This is a genomic window from Burkholderia sp. 9775_39, from assembly GCF_015712225.1.
GTDB lineage: Bacteria > Pseudomonadota > Gammaproteobacteria > Burkholderiales > Burkholderiaceae > Burkholderia > Burkholderia cenocepacia.
In genome coordinates this window covers 239,037-254,651 of record NZ_JACCQC010000003.1, presented here as the reverse complement: position 1 = coordinate 254,651, position 15,615 = coordinate 239,037, and the positions used below count along the sequence as shown (strand labels likewise).

The 15,615-nt window shown below is 67.3% G+C and carries 14 protein-coding genes; 5 read left to right on the top strand and 9 right to left on the bottom strand.

All coding sequences use genetic code 11. The annotated features are described in order from the left end of the window. Positions 1-39: 39 nt before the first annotated feature. Positions 40-1,338, bottom strand: coding sequence for a CitMHS family transporter (locus tag H0X90_RS06290; RefSeq protein WP_077191081.1), 1,299 nt, complete (start codon positions 1,336-1,338; stop codon positions 40-42). Positions 1,339-1,435: 97 nt separating this feature from the next. Between H0X90_RS06290 and H0X90_RS06285 the strand changes: the two genes are divergently transcribed. After that, positions 1,436-2,332, top strand: a complete 897-nt coding sequence (locus H0X90_RS06285) for a LysR family transcriptional regulator (RefSeq protein ID WP_006497545.1) — start codon at positions 1,436-1,438, stop codon at positions 2,330-2,332. A gap of 39 nt (positions 2,333-2,371) precedes the next feature. On the opposite strand, the gene H0X90_RS06280 is transcribed toward H0X90_RS06285, so the two are convergent. Then, positions 2,372-2,956, bottom strand: coding sequence for a flavin reductase family protein (locus H0X90_RS06280; RefSeq protein WP_006481567.1), 585 nt, complete (start codon positions 2,954-2,956; stop codon positions 2,372-2,374). A 132-nt stretch (positions 2,957-3,088) separates the two neighbouring features. Continuing rightward, positions 3,089-3,514 (bottom strand): VOC family protein, encoded by a 426-nt coding sequence (locus H0X90_RS06275; protein WP_059721295.1) that lies wholly within the window; start codon positions 3,512-3,514, stop codon positions 3,089-3,091. A gap of 112 nt (positions 3,515-3,626) precedes the next feature. Between H0X90_RS06275 and H0X90_RS06270 the strand changes: the two genes are divergently transcribed. Then, a complete protein-coding gene (locus H0X90_RS06270; RefSeq protein WP_077191082.1) occupies positions 3,627-4,517 on the top strand; it encodes a LysR family transcriptional regulator in 891 nt (296 codons plus the stop codon). A gap of 15 nt (positions 4,518-4,532) precedes the next feature. On the opposite strand, the gene H0X90_RS06265 is transcribed toward H0X90_RS06270, so the two are convergent. The 4 genes from H0X90_RS06265 to H0X90_RS06250 form a co-directional block, all read right to left on the bottom strand. Beyond that, on the bottom strand, positions 4,533-5,282 hold the full coding sequence (locus tag H0X90_RS06265; RefSeq protein ID WP_077191083.1) for a hypothetical protein: 750 nt from the start codon (positions 5,280-5,282) through the stop codon (positions 4,533-4,535). Between the two features lie 55 nt (positions 5,283-5,337). Next, positions 5,338-7,857, bottom strand: a complete 2,520-nt coding sequence (locus H0X90_RS06260; RefSeq protein ID WP_077191084.1) for a TonB-dependent receptor — start codon at positions 7,855-7,857, stop codon at positions 5,338-5,340. Between the two features lie 295 nt (positions 7,858-8,152). Further along, a complete protein-coding gene (locus H0X90_RS06255) occupies positions 8,153-9,136 on the bottom strand; it encodes a FecR domain-containing protein (RefSeq protein WP_077191085.1) in 984 nt (327 codons plus the stop codon). A gap of 3 nt (positions 9,137-9,139) precedes the next feature. After that, positions 9,140-9,649, bottom strand: a complete 510-nt coding sequence (locus H0X90_RS06250; RefSeq protein WP_077191086.1) for a sigma-70 family RNA polymerase sigma factor — start codon at positions 9,647-9,649, stop codon at positions 9,140-9,142. A 494-nt stretch (positions 9,650-10,143) separates the two neighbouring features. Here H0X90_RS06250 and H0X90_RS06245 point away from each other — a divergent pair, with 494 nt between their 5' ends. From H0X90_RS06245 to H0X90_RS06235, 3 genes are all read left to right on the top strand, one after another. After that, on the top strand, positions 10,144-11,304 hold the full coding sequence (locus tag H0X90_RS06245; RefSeq protein WP_077191087.1) for a porin: 1,161 nt from the start codon (positions 10,144-10,146) through the stop codon (positions 11,302-11,304). Positions 11,305-11,326: 22 nt separating this feature from the next. Further along, positions 11,327-11,629 (top strand): hypothetical protein, encoded by a 303-nt coding sequence (locus tag H0X90_RS06240; RefSeq protein ID WP_155123395.1) that lies wholly within the window; start codon positions 11,327-11,329, stop codon positions 11,627-11,629. Between the two features lie 87 nt (positions 11,630-11,716). Then, positions 11,717-12,940 (top strand): transglycosylase SLT domain-containing protein, encoded by a 1,224-nt coding sequence (locus H0X90_RS06235; RefSeq protein ID WP_077191089.1) that lies wholly within the window; start codon positions 11,717-11,719, stop codon positions 12,938-12,940. Between the two features lie 65 nt (positions 12,941-13,005). On the opposite strand, the gene H0X90_RS06230 is transcribed toward H0X90_RS06235, so the two are convergent. Beyond that, positions 13,006-15,129 (bottom strand): DUF2235 domain-containing protein, encoded by a 2,124-nt coding sequence (locus H0X90_RS06230; protein WP_077191090.1) that lies wholly within the window; start codon positions 15,127-15,129, stop codon positions 13,006-13,008. 5 nt (positions 15,130-15,134) lie between these two features. Next, a complete protein-coding gene (locus tag H0X90_RS06225) occupies positions 15,135-15,614 on the bottom strand; it encodes a DUF3304 domain-containing protein (protein WP_077191091.1) in 480 nt (159 codons plus the stop codon). Between the last annotated feature and the right edge of the window lies 1 nt (position 15,615).

Genomic DNA, 15,615 nt, shown 5'->3' with positions numbered 1-15,615 from the left:
GTCCGTACCGTCGTCCGGCGAAACGCCCGCCGGGAAGAATCAAAAGACGCCGAGCACGACGCACGCGATCGTCATCACGACCGACGCGCCGAACAACAGCGGAAACGTGAATTTCTGATGCTCGGCCAGCTCGATCCCGCACAGGCCGACGACGAGGAACGTCGCGGGCGTGAGCGGGCTGACCGGAAAGCCCGTCGTCATCTGGCCGAGCAACGCCGCCTGTCCGACCTGCACGGCCGGCACGCCGAGCTGGCCGGCCACTTCCGCGATCACGGGCAGCACGCCGAAGTAGAACGAATCGGGATCGAACAGCATGCTGAGCGGCATCGACGCGAGGCCGAGCGCCACCGGAATGTGGCCGGCCATCGACGGCGGCACGAAGCCGACCGCCGCCTGCGCCATCGCCTTCAGCATCCCGCTGCCCTGCATGATGCCGGTGAACACGCCGGCCGCGAGCAGGATGCCGGCCATCATCAGCGCGGCACGCGCATGCGCGTCGATGCGCTTTCGCTGCATGTCGACGTCGGGGTAATTCACCATCAGCGCGATGCACAGCCCGACCATGAACATGATCGCGGGCGGAATCTTCTCGCCCATCACGACCATCGTGCCGAGCACGACGAGCGTCAGCACGAGGTTGAACCAGAACAGGTGCGGCCGGCGCAACGCCTGCTCGTCGGCCGTCAGTTCGCGCTTGGGCAGCGGAATCGACGCGTCGTCGCGCGACAGGCCGAGCCGCTTCTCCTCGCGCCGCCCGAGCCAGTACGCGACGCCGAACACGAACACGAGCCCGATCGCCTGCACCGGAATCAGCGGATTGAACAGTGCCGACACCGGCAGGTGCAGCGACGCGGACGCCCGGATCATCGGCCCGGTCCACGGCAGGAAGTTGATGCCGGCGGCCATCGACACGGCGGCGGCCAGCACGCGCCGGTCCATCTTCAGCCGGTCGTACAGCGGCAACACGGCCGGAATCGTCACGAGAAAGCAGACGGCGCCCGAGCCGTCGAGGTGAATCAGCAGCGCGAGCAGCGTCGTGCCCATCACGATGCGCGTCGGCCGCGTGCCGACCGCGCGCAGGATCCGGTCGATGATCGGGTCGAGCGTGCCGGCGTCGGTGATCGTCCCGAAATAGAGGATCGCGAACACGAACATCCCGACCACGGGCGCGAGCCCCTTCAGCCCGTCGATGACGAACTTGCTGGTGTGCAGCCCGAAGCCGCCGAGCAGCGATGCGGCGATCGGCACGACGATCAGCGCGACGAGCGGCGACATCCGCTTCGACAGAATCGCGGCCAGCAGCACGACGATCGTGCCCAGCCCGAGTAACGGCAGCATCCGTGTCTCCTACCTTGTCTTTTGTTGGAGACGAGCGTAAGGTCGGCGCAGCGATAGCACAATTGAAATGATTTGATCGCAGCAATCACGAACCGTTATGGATCTGAATCTTCGCGACATTCGCGCGTTCGTCACCGTCGCGCACGCCGGCAACTTCACGCGCGCCGCCGCGCGGCTGCATCTGTCGCAGCCGGCGCTGACCGTGCAGATCCGCCGGCTCGAGGACATCGTCGGCGCGCGCCTGTTCGACCGCAACAGCCGCAGCGTCGCGCTCACGCAGACCGGGCGCGAGTTGCTGCCGCTGTTGCAGCGCTCGCTCGACGACATGGAACGCGTGCTGCGCGATGCGCGCGCGCTTGGCGAAGGCACGAGCGGCACGGTGCGGCTCGCGTGCCTGCCGACCTTCGCGTCCAGCGTGCTGCCGGAGCTGATCCAGTCGTTCCGGCGCGACGTGCCGCGCGCGGGCTTCGAGATCCGCGACGGCGTCGCGAGCCTCGTCACCGCGCTGGTGCGCAATGAGGAAGCCGATCTCGGGCTGACCGGCGGCGATACGTTCGATGCGTCGCTGGAGGTGCTGTATGCGGGCGCCGACCGGCTCGTCGCCGTGTGCCCGAAAAATCATCCGCTCGCGCGCAAGCGCCGCGTCGCCACCGCCGACGTCGCCGGCGTGCCGCTCGTCCTCACCGCGCAGGGCACGAGCGTGCGCAGCGTCGTCGATGCCGCGCTGCAAGCAGCCGGCTGCACGCCCGACATCGCGTGCGAACCGACCTACATGATGACGGCCGTCGCGATGGTGCGCGGCGGCCTCGGCGTGACGATCCTGCCCGCGACCGCCCGCGAGGTGCGCGCCGAACCCGACCTGGTCGCGAAGCCGATCGACGATCCGGCGTTCGTGCGGCCGATCGCGCTCGTCGCGAAGCGCGGGCGCACACTGCCGCGTGTCGCGCAGGCGTTCGCCGACCTCATGCTGGCGGAATTGAAAAAGCGCGCGTAAGCCGCGCACCCCGAGGCAGGAAAGGTCGTCGTTCGGCGCTTACTGCGCGTCCGGATCGACGTGCAGCGATTCGCCGATCGCATAGAAATTGCCGCCCGCGATGTAGTGCAGGCTACGCAGCGCGGGATCGGCCGACTCGAAATACCAGTGGCCGTCGCGGAACACGCGCGTGTCGGACCACGCAGCCACCACCTCGCCGATGAACAGGTCGTAGGTCTGCTGGTTGTGCGGCTCCGGAATCAGCCTGCATGCGAGCCAGCCCGAGCAGCCGGCGACGAACGGCAGGTCGTGACCGTCGACGTCGAACAGCGTGACGCCCGCTTCGCGCAGCTTGTCGGGCCGCTCCGCGAGGCTGTGGCTGCCGACCGCATGCGTGAGTTGCAGTTGCGCGGCTGTCGGCACCTGGATCACGAACGTGCCGCTGCGCTCGACGAGCTCGCGCGTCTTCGCGGATTTGTCGAGCACGACCGTCAGCTTCGGCGGCAGGAAGTCGAGCGCGCACGCCCAGGCGGCGGCCATCACGTTGTCGACGCCGTCGTGGCGGGCCGACACGAGCACGGTCGGGCCGTGATTGAGGAGACGGTAGGCCTTGTTCAGCGCCACCGGCGCGATGTGACTGTCCATACGGGTTCCTTGGAAAACGGCGCGCACGGACGGATGCCGTGCGGCGCGGCGCCGGTCGCCGCACCTGCGCGCGGCCGGGCCGAAGGCCGCATTCTCGCACCCAATGTCGATCGGCGCTGGCGCCGCGGCCAGTCACTTCGCGAACAGCTGGCCGATGTCGCGGAACGCCTTGAATTCGAGTGCATTGCCGCACGGATCGAACAGGAACATCGTCGCCTGTTCGCCAACCTGCCCCTGGAACCGCACGTACGGCTCGATCACGAACGTCACGCCGAACCCGCGCAGCCGCTCGGCCAGCGCTTCCCAGCTCGCCCAGTCGAGCACGATCCCGAAATGCGGCACCGGCACGTCGTGGCCGTCGACCGCATTCGTATGCGCGCCTTCCTGCGACGCCGTTTTCGGATGCTCGTGAATCACGAGCTGATGCCCGTAAAAGTTGAAATCGACCCACTGCGCACTCGAGCGCCCCTCTTCCAGCCCGAACACGCGGCCGTAAAAATCGCGCGCGGCCGGCAGGTCGTGGACGGGAATCGCCAGGTGAAACGGGGAAAGACTCATGATGGCCTCGTGAAGAAACGCTCGCGTGGCGCGAGGACGGCATCATGGTAGACAAGGCCGAGCAAAAATTAAATCAATATATAGTTTTGCGATTCACAAATGGAATCGATGAATGATCCGCGAACTGAAAACCCTCGTCGCCGTCGCCCGGGAAGGCACCTTCGCCGCGGCCGGCAATCGTATCGGGCTCACGCAGGCGGCCGTGAGCGCGCAGATGCAGCGCCTCGAGGCCGAGCTCGGCTTCGCGCTGTTCGACCGGCAAGGGCGCTCGGCGCGGCTCAACGAGCGCGGCCATCACGTGCTCGACCAGGCGCAGGCGCTGATCGGCCTGTACGAGAACCTCAGCTCGACCGCACCCGGCTCGCCGGCCGCCGTGCGCGTGACGATCGGCGCGATCGCGTCGGTGCAGAGCGCGCTGCTGCCGGCCGCGCTGGCCGACTTCCATCGCCGGCACCCCGCGTGCCGCACGCGCGTGATCCCGGGGCTGTCGATCGAGCTGGTCAACCGGGTCGACGCGGGCGAGCTCGACATGGCCGCGATCATCCGGCCGCCGTTCGCGCTGCAGAGCGACCTGCACTGGACGACGCTCGCGCAGGAACCGTTCCGGCTGATCGTGCCGCGCGGCGTGAAGGGCAAGGACTGGGCCGCGCTGCTCGCGAACGAGCCATTCGTGCGCTACGACCGCGCGTCGTTCGGCGGTCGCCAGGTCGACCGCTTTCTGCGCAAGATGCACATCGCGGTGCGCGACACCTGCGAACTCGACGAGCTCGACGCGATCGTCAAGCTGGTCGAGCACGGCGTCGGCGTCGCGATCGTGCCGCACACCGCCGTGTATCGCCGCTGGCCGGCCGGCGTGCGCGCGATCGACCTCGGGCATCACACGTTCCATCGCGACATCGGGCTCGTGCATCGCGCGCGGCGCACGATGTCGGAACCCGCGCAAACGCTCGCGCAACTGATCGAGGCGGCATCGCGGCGGCGCGCGCCGCGGCCGGCCGCGTGATCGACACATGGCGGCTCAACGCCGCCCGGCCGCCCAGTCCACCGCCGCGTCGAACAGCGCGACGCCGGCCGGCGACAGGTTCGTGAACGTGTCGTTGTCGAGAAAGAACATCACGCGGCGCGCCGGCGCGAGCGTTTCGTAGTCCATCGTCGCGCCCTTCTCGTACGCGAAGATCGCGGCCTTGTCGGGCTGCCCGTACACGGTCGCGATCGTGATCGCGCCGAGCCCCGGCTTGCCCCAGCTCATCGGCGCCTGCTTGCCATACGCGTTCGTCGCGCCGGCCGGCAGCCCGGCCGCGATCGGATGCGGTGCATTGACGAGCCACAGGTAGCGCTCCTTGCCCGTTTCGCCGAAGTCCGCGTCGTGCCGCTTGCCCGTCATCGCGAGATCGTCGAGCAGGTCGTTTTCCCACGTCACGAGCGGCTTGTCGAGCGTGCGCCAGCCGGGCCGCACGTTCTTCGACGAGACCGTCGACGAGATCACGACCAGATCGGCGTCGCGCGCCGCATCGGGCGTGGCCGCCTCGTCGATCAGGCGCACCGCGTAGCCGCGTTCGCCGAGATGCTGGCCGATGCGTTCGTCGACTTTGAGGTTCGGGCCGTGCAGCTGCACGAGCATCGCGACGCGCGTCACCGCCGGCGGCGCATCGGCGGCGAATGCGGGCACCGATACGCCGGCGGCGAGGCCCGCGCCCAGCGCGAGCACCGAGCCCGCGATCGCGCGCAACAGGCGGCGGCGCGCGCCGTTCTTCATCTTCAGCTTCATCTGAATCTTCTCCGAAGCCGCGCGCCGACGTCACGGCCGCGCGGCGATTGCATGGTCAGAACTGCAGCGTGGTCAGCAGCGACACCTGGCGCGCGTCGCCGACCGCGACGAAATAGCGGTTCGCGCTCGACGGGTAGTACGTGCGGTTGAACAGGTTCTTCACGTTGAGCTGGAACGACAGCTTCTGCTTGCCGATCCGCGTGTCGTAGGTCGCGAACGCATCGGCGAGCACGTACGACGGCAGCGTGAAGCTGTTCGCCGAATCGCCGGGGCGCGCACCTACGTAACGCACGTCCGCGCCGAGGCGCAGGTCGTCGCCGCCCGCCACCGTGCCGAAGTCGTAGACCGCCGCGAACGACGCGGTGTGACGCGCGACGTTCCACAGCTGGTTGCCCGCGTACAGCGGATCCTCGGTCGTCTTCGCGTCGATGTACGCGTAGCTCGCGATCACGTTCACGCGTTCGCCGAGCTTGCCGGAGACGTCGAGCTCGACGCCGCGCGAGCGCGCCTTGCCCGACGTGCGCCAGTCGGTCAGCTTCGTCGCGTCGTTGTACTGCGACACCAGCACGTTCTTCTTGTCGATGTTGAACAGCGCGAGCGTGCCGGTCATCCCGCCGGCCAAGTCGAGCTTGCCGCCCACTTCCCACGCGGTCGCTTCCTCTGGCGGCGTCGCGCCGTCGATGATGTAGCCCGTCATCGGCGCGATCGACGACGACGGCTTCAGCGACTGCGAATAGCTGCCGTACAGCGAGAACGAATCGGTCCACTTGTAGACGACGCCCGCGCGCGGCAGCCACTTCGAGCCGCTGAGATCGGTGTTCGCGGTAAATGGCCGGCCGCGCCCCGCGACCTGGTTGTACGTGATGTAGCGGATGCCGCCCGACACGATCCACTTGTCGGTCAGGTGGACGGTGTCCTGGAAGAACGCGGACGCATCGTGCAGCGTGTCGGTCTGGTCGCTGTCGCTCGCGGACACCGTGCTCGACGGCGGCAGCAACCCGTACACCGGGTCGACATAGCTGAACGGCGTCTTCACGGCCTGGCGCAGCATGTCCTTGCGATAGATGCGGCGGTATTCGGTATCGAAGCCGACCTGCACGTCGTGCCGCATCCCCGCGAGCGACAGCTTGCCGGTCACGTAGCCGATCCCGTAGCTGTCGGTGCTGAGCGACCCGTGCGTCGCATCGTTGCTGCGCGTCATCGTGCCCTTCACCGGATCGACGCCGGTCGTGCGCAACTGGTTCGCATCGTAGGTCTCGCGGTTGTAGCTGTAGCCGACATGCGCGCTCCAGTCCGCGTTGAACTGGTGATCGACGCTCAGTTGCGCGAGATGCGATTCGCCGTCCATGTTGTTGAACGGCTCGTCGATGCGCCGCCGCGCGGGAATGTCGAGCGGCGCATTGGTGCGCGGATCGAGCGCGGTGCCGCGATCGAACGGCGAATGGAACTTGCGGTACTGGTACGACACCGCGACCTGCGTATCGCGGCCGTACCACGCGAGCGACGGCGCGACGAAGGTCTGCCGGTACTCGCCGAAGTTGCGCCAGTACTGCTCGTTCGACTGGTCGACGATCAGCCGGTACGCGAGCCGCGAATCGCCGACCGGCCCGGTCGAGTCGAAGGTCGCGCTGCCGCCGTTCTTGCCGTGCCCGAACGTCGATGCGCCGAGCGAGATCGCGTTGTAGCGCGTGAGCTGCGGCTGCTTGCTGACGACGTTGACGACGCCGCCCGGGTCCATCAGCCCGTACAGCAGCGACGTCGGTCCCTTCAGCACCTCGACGCTGTCGGTCGCCGCGTTGAACGCGCGGCCCTGCACGAGCGGCATGCCGTTCTGCATGATCGAGCCGTCGCGGTTGCCGCCGAAGCCGCGTTTCATGATCGTGTCCTGCGTGCCCGCGAGCGTGTTGCCCTGCGTGATGCCGCTCACGTTGCCGAGCGCGTCGTCGAGATTGCGCGGCCGCTGGTCGCGCAGCACCTGCGCGGGCACGATGTTGACGGCCTGCGCGGTGTCGAGCAGCGGAATGTCCGAGCGCAGTACGCCGGCCTCCTTCGGCGCGCGATAGCTTTCGGCGCGCAATGCGCTGGAGCGCACGTTGATCGTCGGCAACTCGGCGGCCGGCGCGGCGCCGGCCGCGACAGGCCCGGCCGCCGAACCGTCGGCGCGCATCAGCGTGTAGCCGCCGCCCGGTTGGCGCAGCGCGACGAGCCCCGTGCCGGCCAGCAGGCGATCGAACGCGCCGTCGACGTCGAACCGGCCGTGCACGCCGCCGCTCGTCAGGCCCGCCGTCAGCTCGGCCGGAAACGCGAGCAGGATGCCCGCGTCGCGGCCGAACCGGTTCAGCGCCGCTTCGAGCGGGCCGGCCGGAATGTCGAACGCGCGGCGCGACGCGCGCTGCGCCGCGGGCGCCGCATCGGCGTCGGTGTCGGCCAGCGCGGGCAGCGGCAGCAGTGCCGACAGCAGGACCGCGCCGGCGAGCCGGCGGGCAAGACGGCCCGGCGCGGCCGGGCGCGACGCGCGCGGCAGATGACGGGCGGGCGCCGGACGGCGCCGATACGTGAGACGGATGGAAGCCATGATCGGAGAGTCGGTGGACGATGGGCTAGGGCCTGTTCACGCTAATAACGGGCTTGCGCTGGCCCCACGAATGCATTTTTCCAAACAGGGGAACGTGCCTTTCCGCCCACATTGCGGCGTCGTGCGTCGCTTGTTTGGCACGGCCACACGGCGCTCCTTATTCCTTGCACTGCGGGCGGAAAGGCACGTTCGCAAGCCCGTTATTAGCGTGAACAGGCCCTAGGCTGCTTTCATGACCCATGTCACGCGAACATCGAGAAACAGCTCAGGTCGGCGAAAAAATTTTCCGGCGCGCTCACGAACGGGCCGGCACGACGGTCGCCCAGTAACGCGTCAGGTAGTGGACGTCGATCGGCAGCGTCGCCGCCAGCGTATCGAGCACGCGCTGCGGCTCGTCGAGCGGATAGGTGCCCGACACGCGCAGCTCGGCCACGGCCGGATCGCAGCGCAGGCTGCCGCGGCGATGGCGGTCGAGCTCGGCGACGAGATCGGCCAGCCGCATGCGCGACGCGACGAGCATGCCGTTCGTCCATGCGGCTGCATACGGATCGAGCGGCGCCGGCGCGTCGATCGCATCGCGCGTGAAATCCGCGCCCTCCCCGGCCGCGATCACGCGCATGCCGGCCGACGCATCGACCGGCCGCACCTGGACGGCGCCGGCGAACACCTCGACGCGCGTCGCGCCGTCGCGCTGCCGCACCGCGAAGCGCGTGCCGAGCGGCCGCAGCTCGCCTTGCGCGGTCACGACGACGAGCGGCCGCGCGGGCAGACGATCGTCGTGGCCGCTGGTCACCATGATCGTGCCGCGCAGCAGGCGCAGGCGGCGCGCCGCATCGTCGAAGCGCACGTCGAGCGCCGTGTCGGTATCGAGCACGACGACCGTGCGATCCGCGAGCGTCACCGTGCGCCGCTCGCCGACCGCCGTGCGCAGGTCGGCCGGCCAGATCGCCGCGCGCCGCGCGGGTTCGGCCATCCATGCGGCGCCGCCCGCGAACAGCAGCACGGCCAGCGCCTTCGCGGCCGCGCGGCGGCCTGCCCGCTTCGGCAACAGCGCCGCGTGCGCGGCCTGCGTATCGAGCCCGGCCGCCAGCCGGCCGAACCGGCCCTGCATCGCTTCGATGTGACGCCACGCCGCGTCGTGCGCCGGATCTTCCGCGCGCCAGCGCGCGAGCGCGGCGACGAATGCGTCGTCGGTACGGCCGGATTGCCGGTCGACCCACCATTCGACCGCGCGACGTGCAACGTGCGGCGGCACCGCCGGCGCTCCCGGGGCGGCCATCGGTCAGGCCGCCATCGCGAAAAAGCACTGCGTGCCGGCCTTCACGAGATAGCGCTTCACCGTCGCGAGCGATACGCCGAGTTCGCGCGCGATCTCGGCCTGCGTGAGCCCGTCGAGCTGCGCGAGCAGGAACGCGCGCTTCGCCGCGAGCGGCACGCCGTCGAGCAGCCGGTCGATCTCGAGCAGCGTCTCGACGACGACGGCCCGCTCTTCCGGCGACGGCGCCACTGCTTCCGGGCGCTGCGCGAGCACGTCGAGATACGCGCGCTCGATCTGCTCGCGCCGCCAGTGGTTGCTCAGCACCCGCTGCGCGACGGTCGTCAGGAACGCGCGCGGCTCGTCGGCGCCGATCGGCTCGTCGCGCGCGAGCAAGCGTACGAACGTGTCATGCGCGAGGTCGGCGGCGCGGTGCGCGCACCCGAGCTTGCGGCTCAGCCAGCCGCGCAACCACGCGTGGTGGTCGGCATAGAGGGCGTCGATTTCTCGATGGAGGGACAGCTTGTCAGCGGACATGGCCGGGTTCCGGGGTGCGCGAGCATCAACCACTTTGTAAATGAGAATGATTATTATATACAAAAGTGAGATAGCGACCCGGTTTCGGCACGAGGGTGACGCCGACGCCGCGACGCCTGGCGCAACCGCGATACCGCGATACCGCCGCCGGATGCGAACCGCCCGTTCGGTTATCACATTCGCTCCGGCCGGGCCAATTCGATTCGTTAAATAGTAATTTGACGGATCGATAACAATATTGGGATTGCGGTAAATCGCCCGACAATCACGCCGAATTATCACGGCACACGCAAAATGCAATGAAAAACCGATGGAATGACAACCCATTGATACGCGTCTATCAATAGTGCAAATCCCTCAATGGTGAATTTCCAGGAACGTCCCTGTCTGCATCAGACCACAACGAAGAATTTCATTTTTGCCGTTTTAGTGCGGCTCTGTAGTCTCCTGCCATTCCGGATCACGAACCCACACCAATGCGCCAAGGAGATGACATGAAACGCACGACCCTCTCGCTGATTTCGCTCGCGTCGTTCGCGGCGATGCCCGTCGCGCATGCGCAGTCGAGTGTCACGCTGTACGGCGTGATCGACACGTCGATCACCTATGTGAACCATGAACAAGGCAAGGACAACGCGTGGATGCTCGGCAACAGCAGCGCGGGCAACCTCGCCGGCAGCCGCTGGGGCGTGAAAGGCACCGAGGATCTCGGCGGCGGGCTGAAGGCGCTGTTCCAGCTGGAGAACGGCTTCGATCCGAGCAGCGGCCGGCAGGGTCAGGGCGGCCGCCTGTTCGGCCGGCAAGCGTTCGTCGGCCTGACGAGCGACCGCTACGGCACGCTCACGTTCGGCCGCCAGTACGACCCGCTCGTCGATCTCGTGCAGGGCATCACCGCCGACAACTATCTGGGCAGCGTGTTCGCGACGCCGGGCGACGTCGACAACTACGACAACAGCTTCCGCGTCGACAACGCGGTGAAGTACACGTCGGCCGTCTATTCGGGCCTGCAGTTCTCGGCGATGTATTCGTTCGGCGGCATCGCCGGCAGCACCGGCGCCGCGCAGTCGTACTCGGCCGCCGTGTCGTACAACAACGGGCCGTTCAGCGTCGCCGGCGGCTACTTCCACGCGACCAACAGCCCCGCGTCGGGCGGCCTGCGCACCGGCTGGACCAGCTCGTCGGACGGCACGTTCGACGGCCCGATCAACAACGGCTACGCGAGCGCGCACTCGATTGGCATCGGCCGCATCGCGGGCCAGTACGTCGCCGGCCCGTTCACGTTCGGCGTCGGCTACAGCAACGCGCAGTACCGCCGCGACGCCAGCTCGGTGTTCGGCTCGAACGAGCACTACAACACGGGGCAAGGCTTCGTGAACTACCAGGCGACGAATGCGCTGCTCGTCGGCGTCGGTTACAGCTACACGCGCTCGGGCGGCGACACGTCGGCAACCTATCACCAGGTCTCGGCCGGCGCCGACTACAGCCTGTCGAAGCGCACCGACGTCTACCTGACCGCCGCGTACCAGCACGCCAGCGGCCAGACCGGCGACGGCAAGGGCGGCTCGATGGCCGCGCAGGCGTCGATCGGTTCGTACGGCTATGCGGGCACGAGCTCGCAGACGATGGTCAACCTCGGCCTGCGTCACCGCTTCTGATCGCGCATCGCGATACCGGGAAATGGCTGACCGCGCGCCGCGCGGCCGGTCGACTTCGGATTTCGCAGACGGCGGCTTCGGCCGCCAATTTTTTGTCGCTTTCTTTCGCTTCGGTGAACGGCCGACAAGCGATTTTCCCTTTCGCTCGCTCGATCTCCAGTTTCATCGCGCGAGTGACGCAATACGTCAGGTTTGGGACGCCACCATTGCAACGGCATTTGCGCAAATGCCGGCCGTTTTTACCGATCACGCATCGCCGCGGGCCGTGATCCGGCGCGATAAAAATGCGCGGCGAACGCGCCGGCAAATGCAAAGGAAAGTTTGACGCGAGCCATTTGCCCGCCCGCTATGGCACACTTCGCGTCTGCGTAATTTCCTTGCACCGGGCGGCCGGATTCCGCCCCAACCTGCCATGCCGCGTCATACTACTCGCCCGCTCAGCCGCGACACGCTGACCCTCGTCTCGACGATCGCGCTGTCGTGCGCGCTCTGCGGCGTCGCGCGGGCCGATTGCCTGGACGACGCGGCCGCGTTCCAGCACGTGAGCGTCAGCCTGATGCGCGGCATCGCGCAAGTCGAATCGGGGATGAATCCGAACGCGGTGAACACGAATACCAACGGCACGGTCGACATCGGGCTGATGCAGATCAACAGCACGTGGCTGCCGACGCTCGCGCGCGAAGGCATCACGCGGGAAAGCCTGTTCGATGCGTGCACGAACGCGTACGTCGGCGCGTGGATCCTGTCACAGAACATCCGCCAGCTCGGCCCCAACTGGAACGCGATCGGCGCGTACAACTCCGCGTCGCCCGACAAGCGCCTCGCGTATGCGCGCAAGGTCTATGATGCAATCCGGACCATGCCGGATTCGCCGGATACTCCCATGCCCATCCTGCCACCGTCCTTTACGCCGCCGCAACAGGCGCAGACATACAACCCGTTCGCGAGCCTGAGCGTGTCGGCGCCGCCCGTCACGCGTGCGCGCACCGTATCGCCGGCCCCGCCGCCCCCGCCGCAGGGCGGCCCCGCCGGTCCGGCCGGCACGTACAACTTCGGCTGGACGGTCACCGGCGCCGACCAGGCCAAGCCGACCCAGGTGTTCGACGACGGCGCGCGAATCTACGTGCAGTTCAGCGACATGAAGCACGTGCCGGCGATCTTCACCGAGACGTCGGCCGGGCGCGTGCTGATGTCGTGGGAGCTGCAGTTTCCGTATGCCGTCGTGACGCGTCCCGCGCAAACGTTAATCTTCCAGCTCGGGCCGTTCGAAGCGCGCGCGCAGCGCGGCGCGGCAGCCGCGGGCATGACCGCGCAGGCCGGAACGGCGGGTGCGGCGACAGCCGGCGCATCGGCATCGGCATCGAAGAAGTCGGCCGGTACGGCGGCGAATACGACGACGAACGCGGCAGCCAATACGGCCGCGAAACGCACGGCCTCGGCCGATGCGCTGTGGTACGTGAATACGCCGTCGACGTCGGGCACCGCGACGGCGTCGCCGTCGACCGCGAATGTTCCGGCCACGCTGCCGACGGCCATCACGTCGAACACGCCGCCGCCCGCGCCGGCCCAAGCACCGGCCGCGGCCGCGCAGCCGTCGCGTGTCAGCGCGGATGCGCTGTGGTACATCTCGAAGTAACGCGCGGGCCCGGCTGCCTGTAGGCAGCCGGCGTCGGCGAGCGGCGGACTACCGGACGATCGGGCCTATCGAACGGCCGTCGTGCCGGACGGTGCCGATACGGTCGATACCAGCGACTGATACATGTCTGCGACGCGGTCCAGGAACGACTTGTCGGGTGCGGTCGCGATTTTCTGCATCGCCCTCGTGTTCAGGTAGTTCTTGATCGACACGAGGTGGCTCCACACCGCCTCGACATCGCTCTCGGCCATGCTGTCGTGCACGTGCTTCACGAACAGCGGATACATCGCCTCCACCTGGGGCAGGCGCTCGCCCGGATTGTTCCAGAGCCAGAACAGCGCCTGCGCCTGCGGATCGGTGTTGAATATCGATGGTGGCAACTCGCCGCCGAGCTGCTTCATTGCCTGCTTGCCATCGAACCCATATCCCGGGCGCGTACCGTGCTGCTTCTGGAAATCGATCTCGCGCACCAGCTTCTCGTAACGTCCGTACGCTAGCGGATTGGCCGCGCCGCCGAGCCAGCCCGGCTTGCGCTGCGCCGCGGCCGCGCGATTCTCGGCCTGGTCGTACCACATGCGCAGCCACTGGATATACACGACCATGTGGCCCTTGAGTTCGCCCTGGATGTCCTTCGGCAGATCGGTCACGACGATCGGGCGCGGCGGCGCCGGATCGGGCACGCGGCAACCGTCCGTCATGTCAGGCACGGGCTTCGGATTGAGGAAATCGAGCGGCCCGATCGACGGCTTGAGCGTCGCCGACGGATAGCCGATACCTGTGCCCAGCGGCGTGAGCGGCGGAATCTCGCGTGTCGTCGCCACGAGCTTCTTGACTGCCAGCCGGTAGTCGAGCTGGAAATTCTGGATCTCGGGCGGCGCGACGATCTGCTGATACAGCGCACCGTCCTCGTTGGCCAGCGCGGTCAGGCTGGGCATCGGAATGCCGGCGCCGTACGCGCGGTGGTACATCATCTCGAGCGGCACGCGCGCCAGCTTGTCGGAAATGCCGTCCTCGCCTTCGATCGCGCCGCCGCCCACGTCCACCTGCGCACCGGGAAACAGGCGCTCCTGCCGCCGACCGCGCATGTCGGACGGGTCGACGCCGAGCATCGTCAGCGGCTTGTACACGCGCAGTTCGTGGGCGGCCGCGTAGTGCACGCATTTCTCGATGTCCGGCGACAGGATCAGATCCGACGACACCGCGTTGCTCAGCGGGATGTAGCCCGTCAGCAGGTTGTCGTCGAAGCGGTTCGTCACGCAATCGAACAGCCCCATGAACTTGATCTTGACCGAAACGCCATCGTATTTCCCCCCCTTGGCCACCTCGTCGAGCAATTGCCTGGCAAAGGCGAGCGCAAGGCCGCCGCCCATGTCGTAGCCGAAGATCGCGACATGGATCTTGTTCACCGTGCCGGCCTGCTTCGCGCCGGCCACCGCCGCCTTGAAATCCTCTACCGCCGCCTTCAGGCGCGTATCCACGCCCGTATTGAATAGCGCGGCGCCCAGCTTCGTATCGCGCGTGAGCTGGAACGACTCGGCCGCCGCGCCCAGCGATTCCTTGCCGACCTCCTTCAGCACGGTTTTCGGAATCCGGTATGGATACTTGACGACGTCGCGCCAGAAGCCCTTCCATTCGTGCCGCAGATAGCGCAGCGCACGATTCTTTTCCGACCCGGGCCGCTCGATCGCGCGCTCGATCCGCTTGCGCGCGTCGCCCAAGCCGTCTTTCGTCTTGCCGACCAGCGTGTCGAACGTGTCGCTCACGCGCTTTCCGAACGTAGGATCACTGATCTTTCCACTCTGCTTCCACGCGTCCTCGGCGGCCTTCTGCGCCTTTTCCTTGACCTTGTCGACCGTCTGCTCCTTGAGCTTGTCGCCGGCTTTCTCGCTGACCGTATCCGTCGCCTTGTCCTTCAGGACCTCGCGCAGCACACCGGCCTCTGGGTCGAAATTCGCGCCGAGTCCCGGATAGTAGAAGCGCCGCATGTTCTTGTTCTTCTTGTCGTACGCGGCGTTGAACAGCTTCAGGATATTGGTTCGCGGACCGTCCTTCTCGCCGAAGCCGAATCCGTCGAAATAGAAGCTGACCCACAGCATGTGTTCGCATGCGGGACACATTTGCTCGGCCTCCGCCTTGACGCGGTCCGTCTCTGCGGAGACGGCGTCCTTCTTCAGATTGATTTCGGCCATGGCACTTACTTCTCCTGCGTCGGCTTGAGTTCAGGCGCGTTCATGTCGTCGACCCACTGCAGCTCGGCCGTGCCGTTCTTGCGGAAATACACACGCAGATAGCGCGACGTCGGCGATTGCGGCTGTGGAATGGTCACGTCGATCGTCTTGCGCTCGGGCTGGATGCCGCGCTGAATGTCGTCCAGCGGCTGCGCAAATTCCCAGAACAGCTTCACCTTCTGTCCCGGCGTTACCTTGCAACCACAGGCAAAGCCGCCGCCGCCGCCGAATGCCTCGCCGTCCTCGCGCGCCGACGGATTGCCGAAGCATCCCGACTTGTGCTCGTTGTCGAGCCAGAATTCGTGGAGCTTGCGCCCGTACTCGTTGTACCCGGTGACGCACACGTTATGCGGCTCCGCCGATACGTCGACACCGTGCTTGCTGCATGCGGCAAGCACGCCAAGCCCGACCAGCGCCACAACGTGCATCCCTGCTCTGAATTTCATC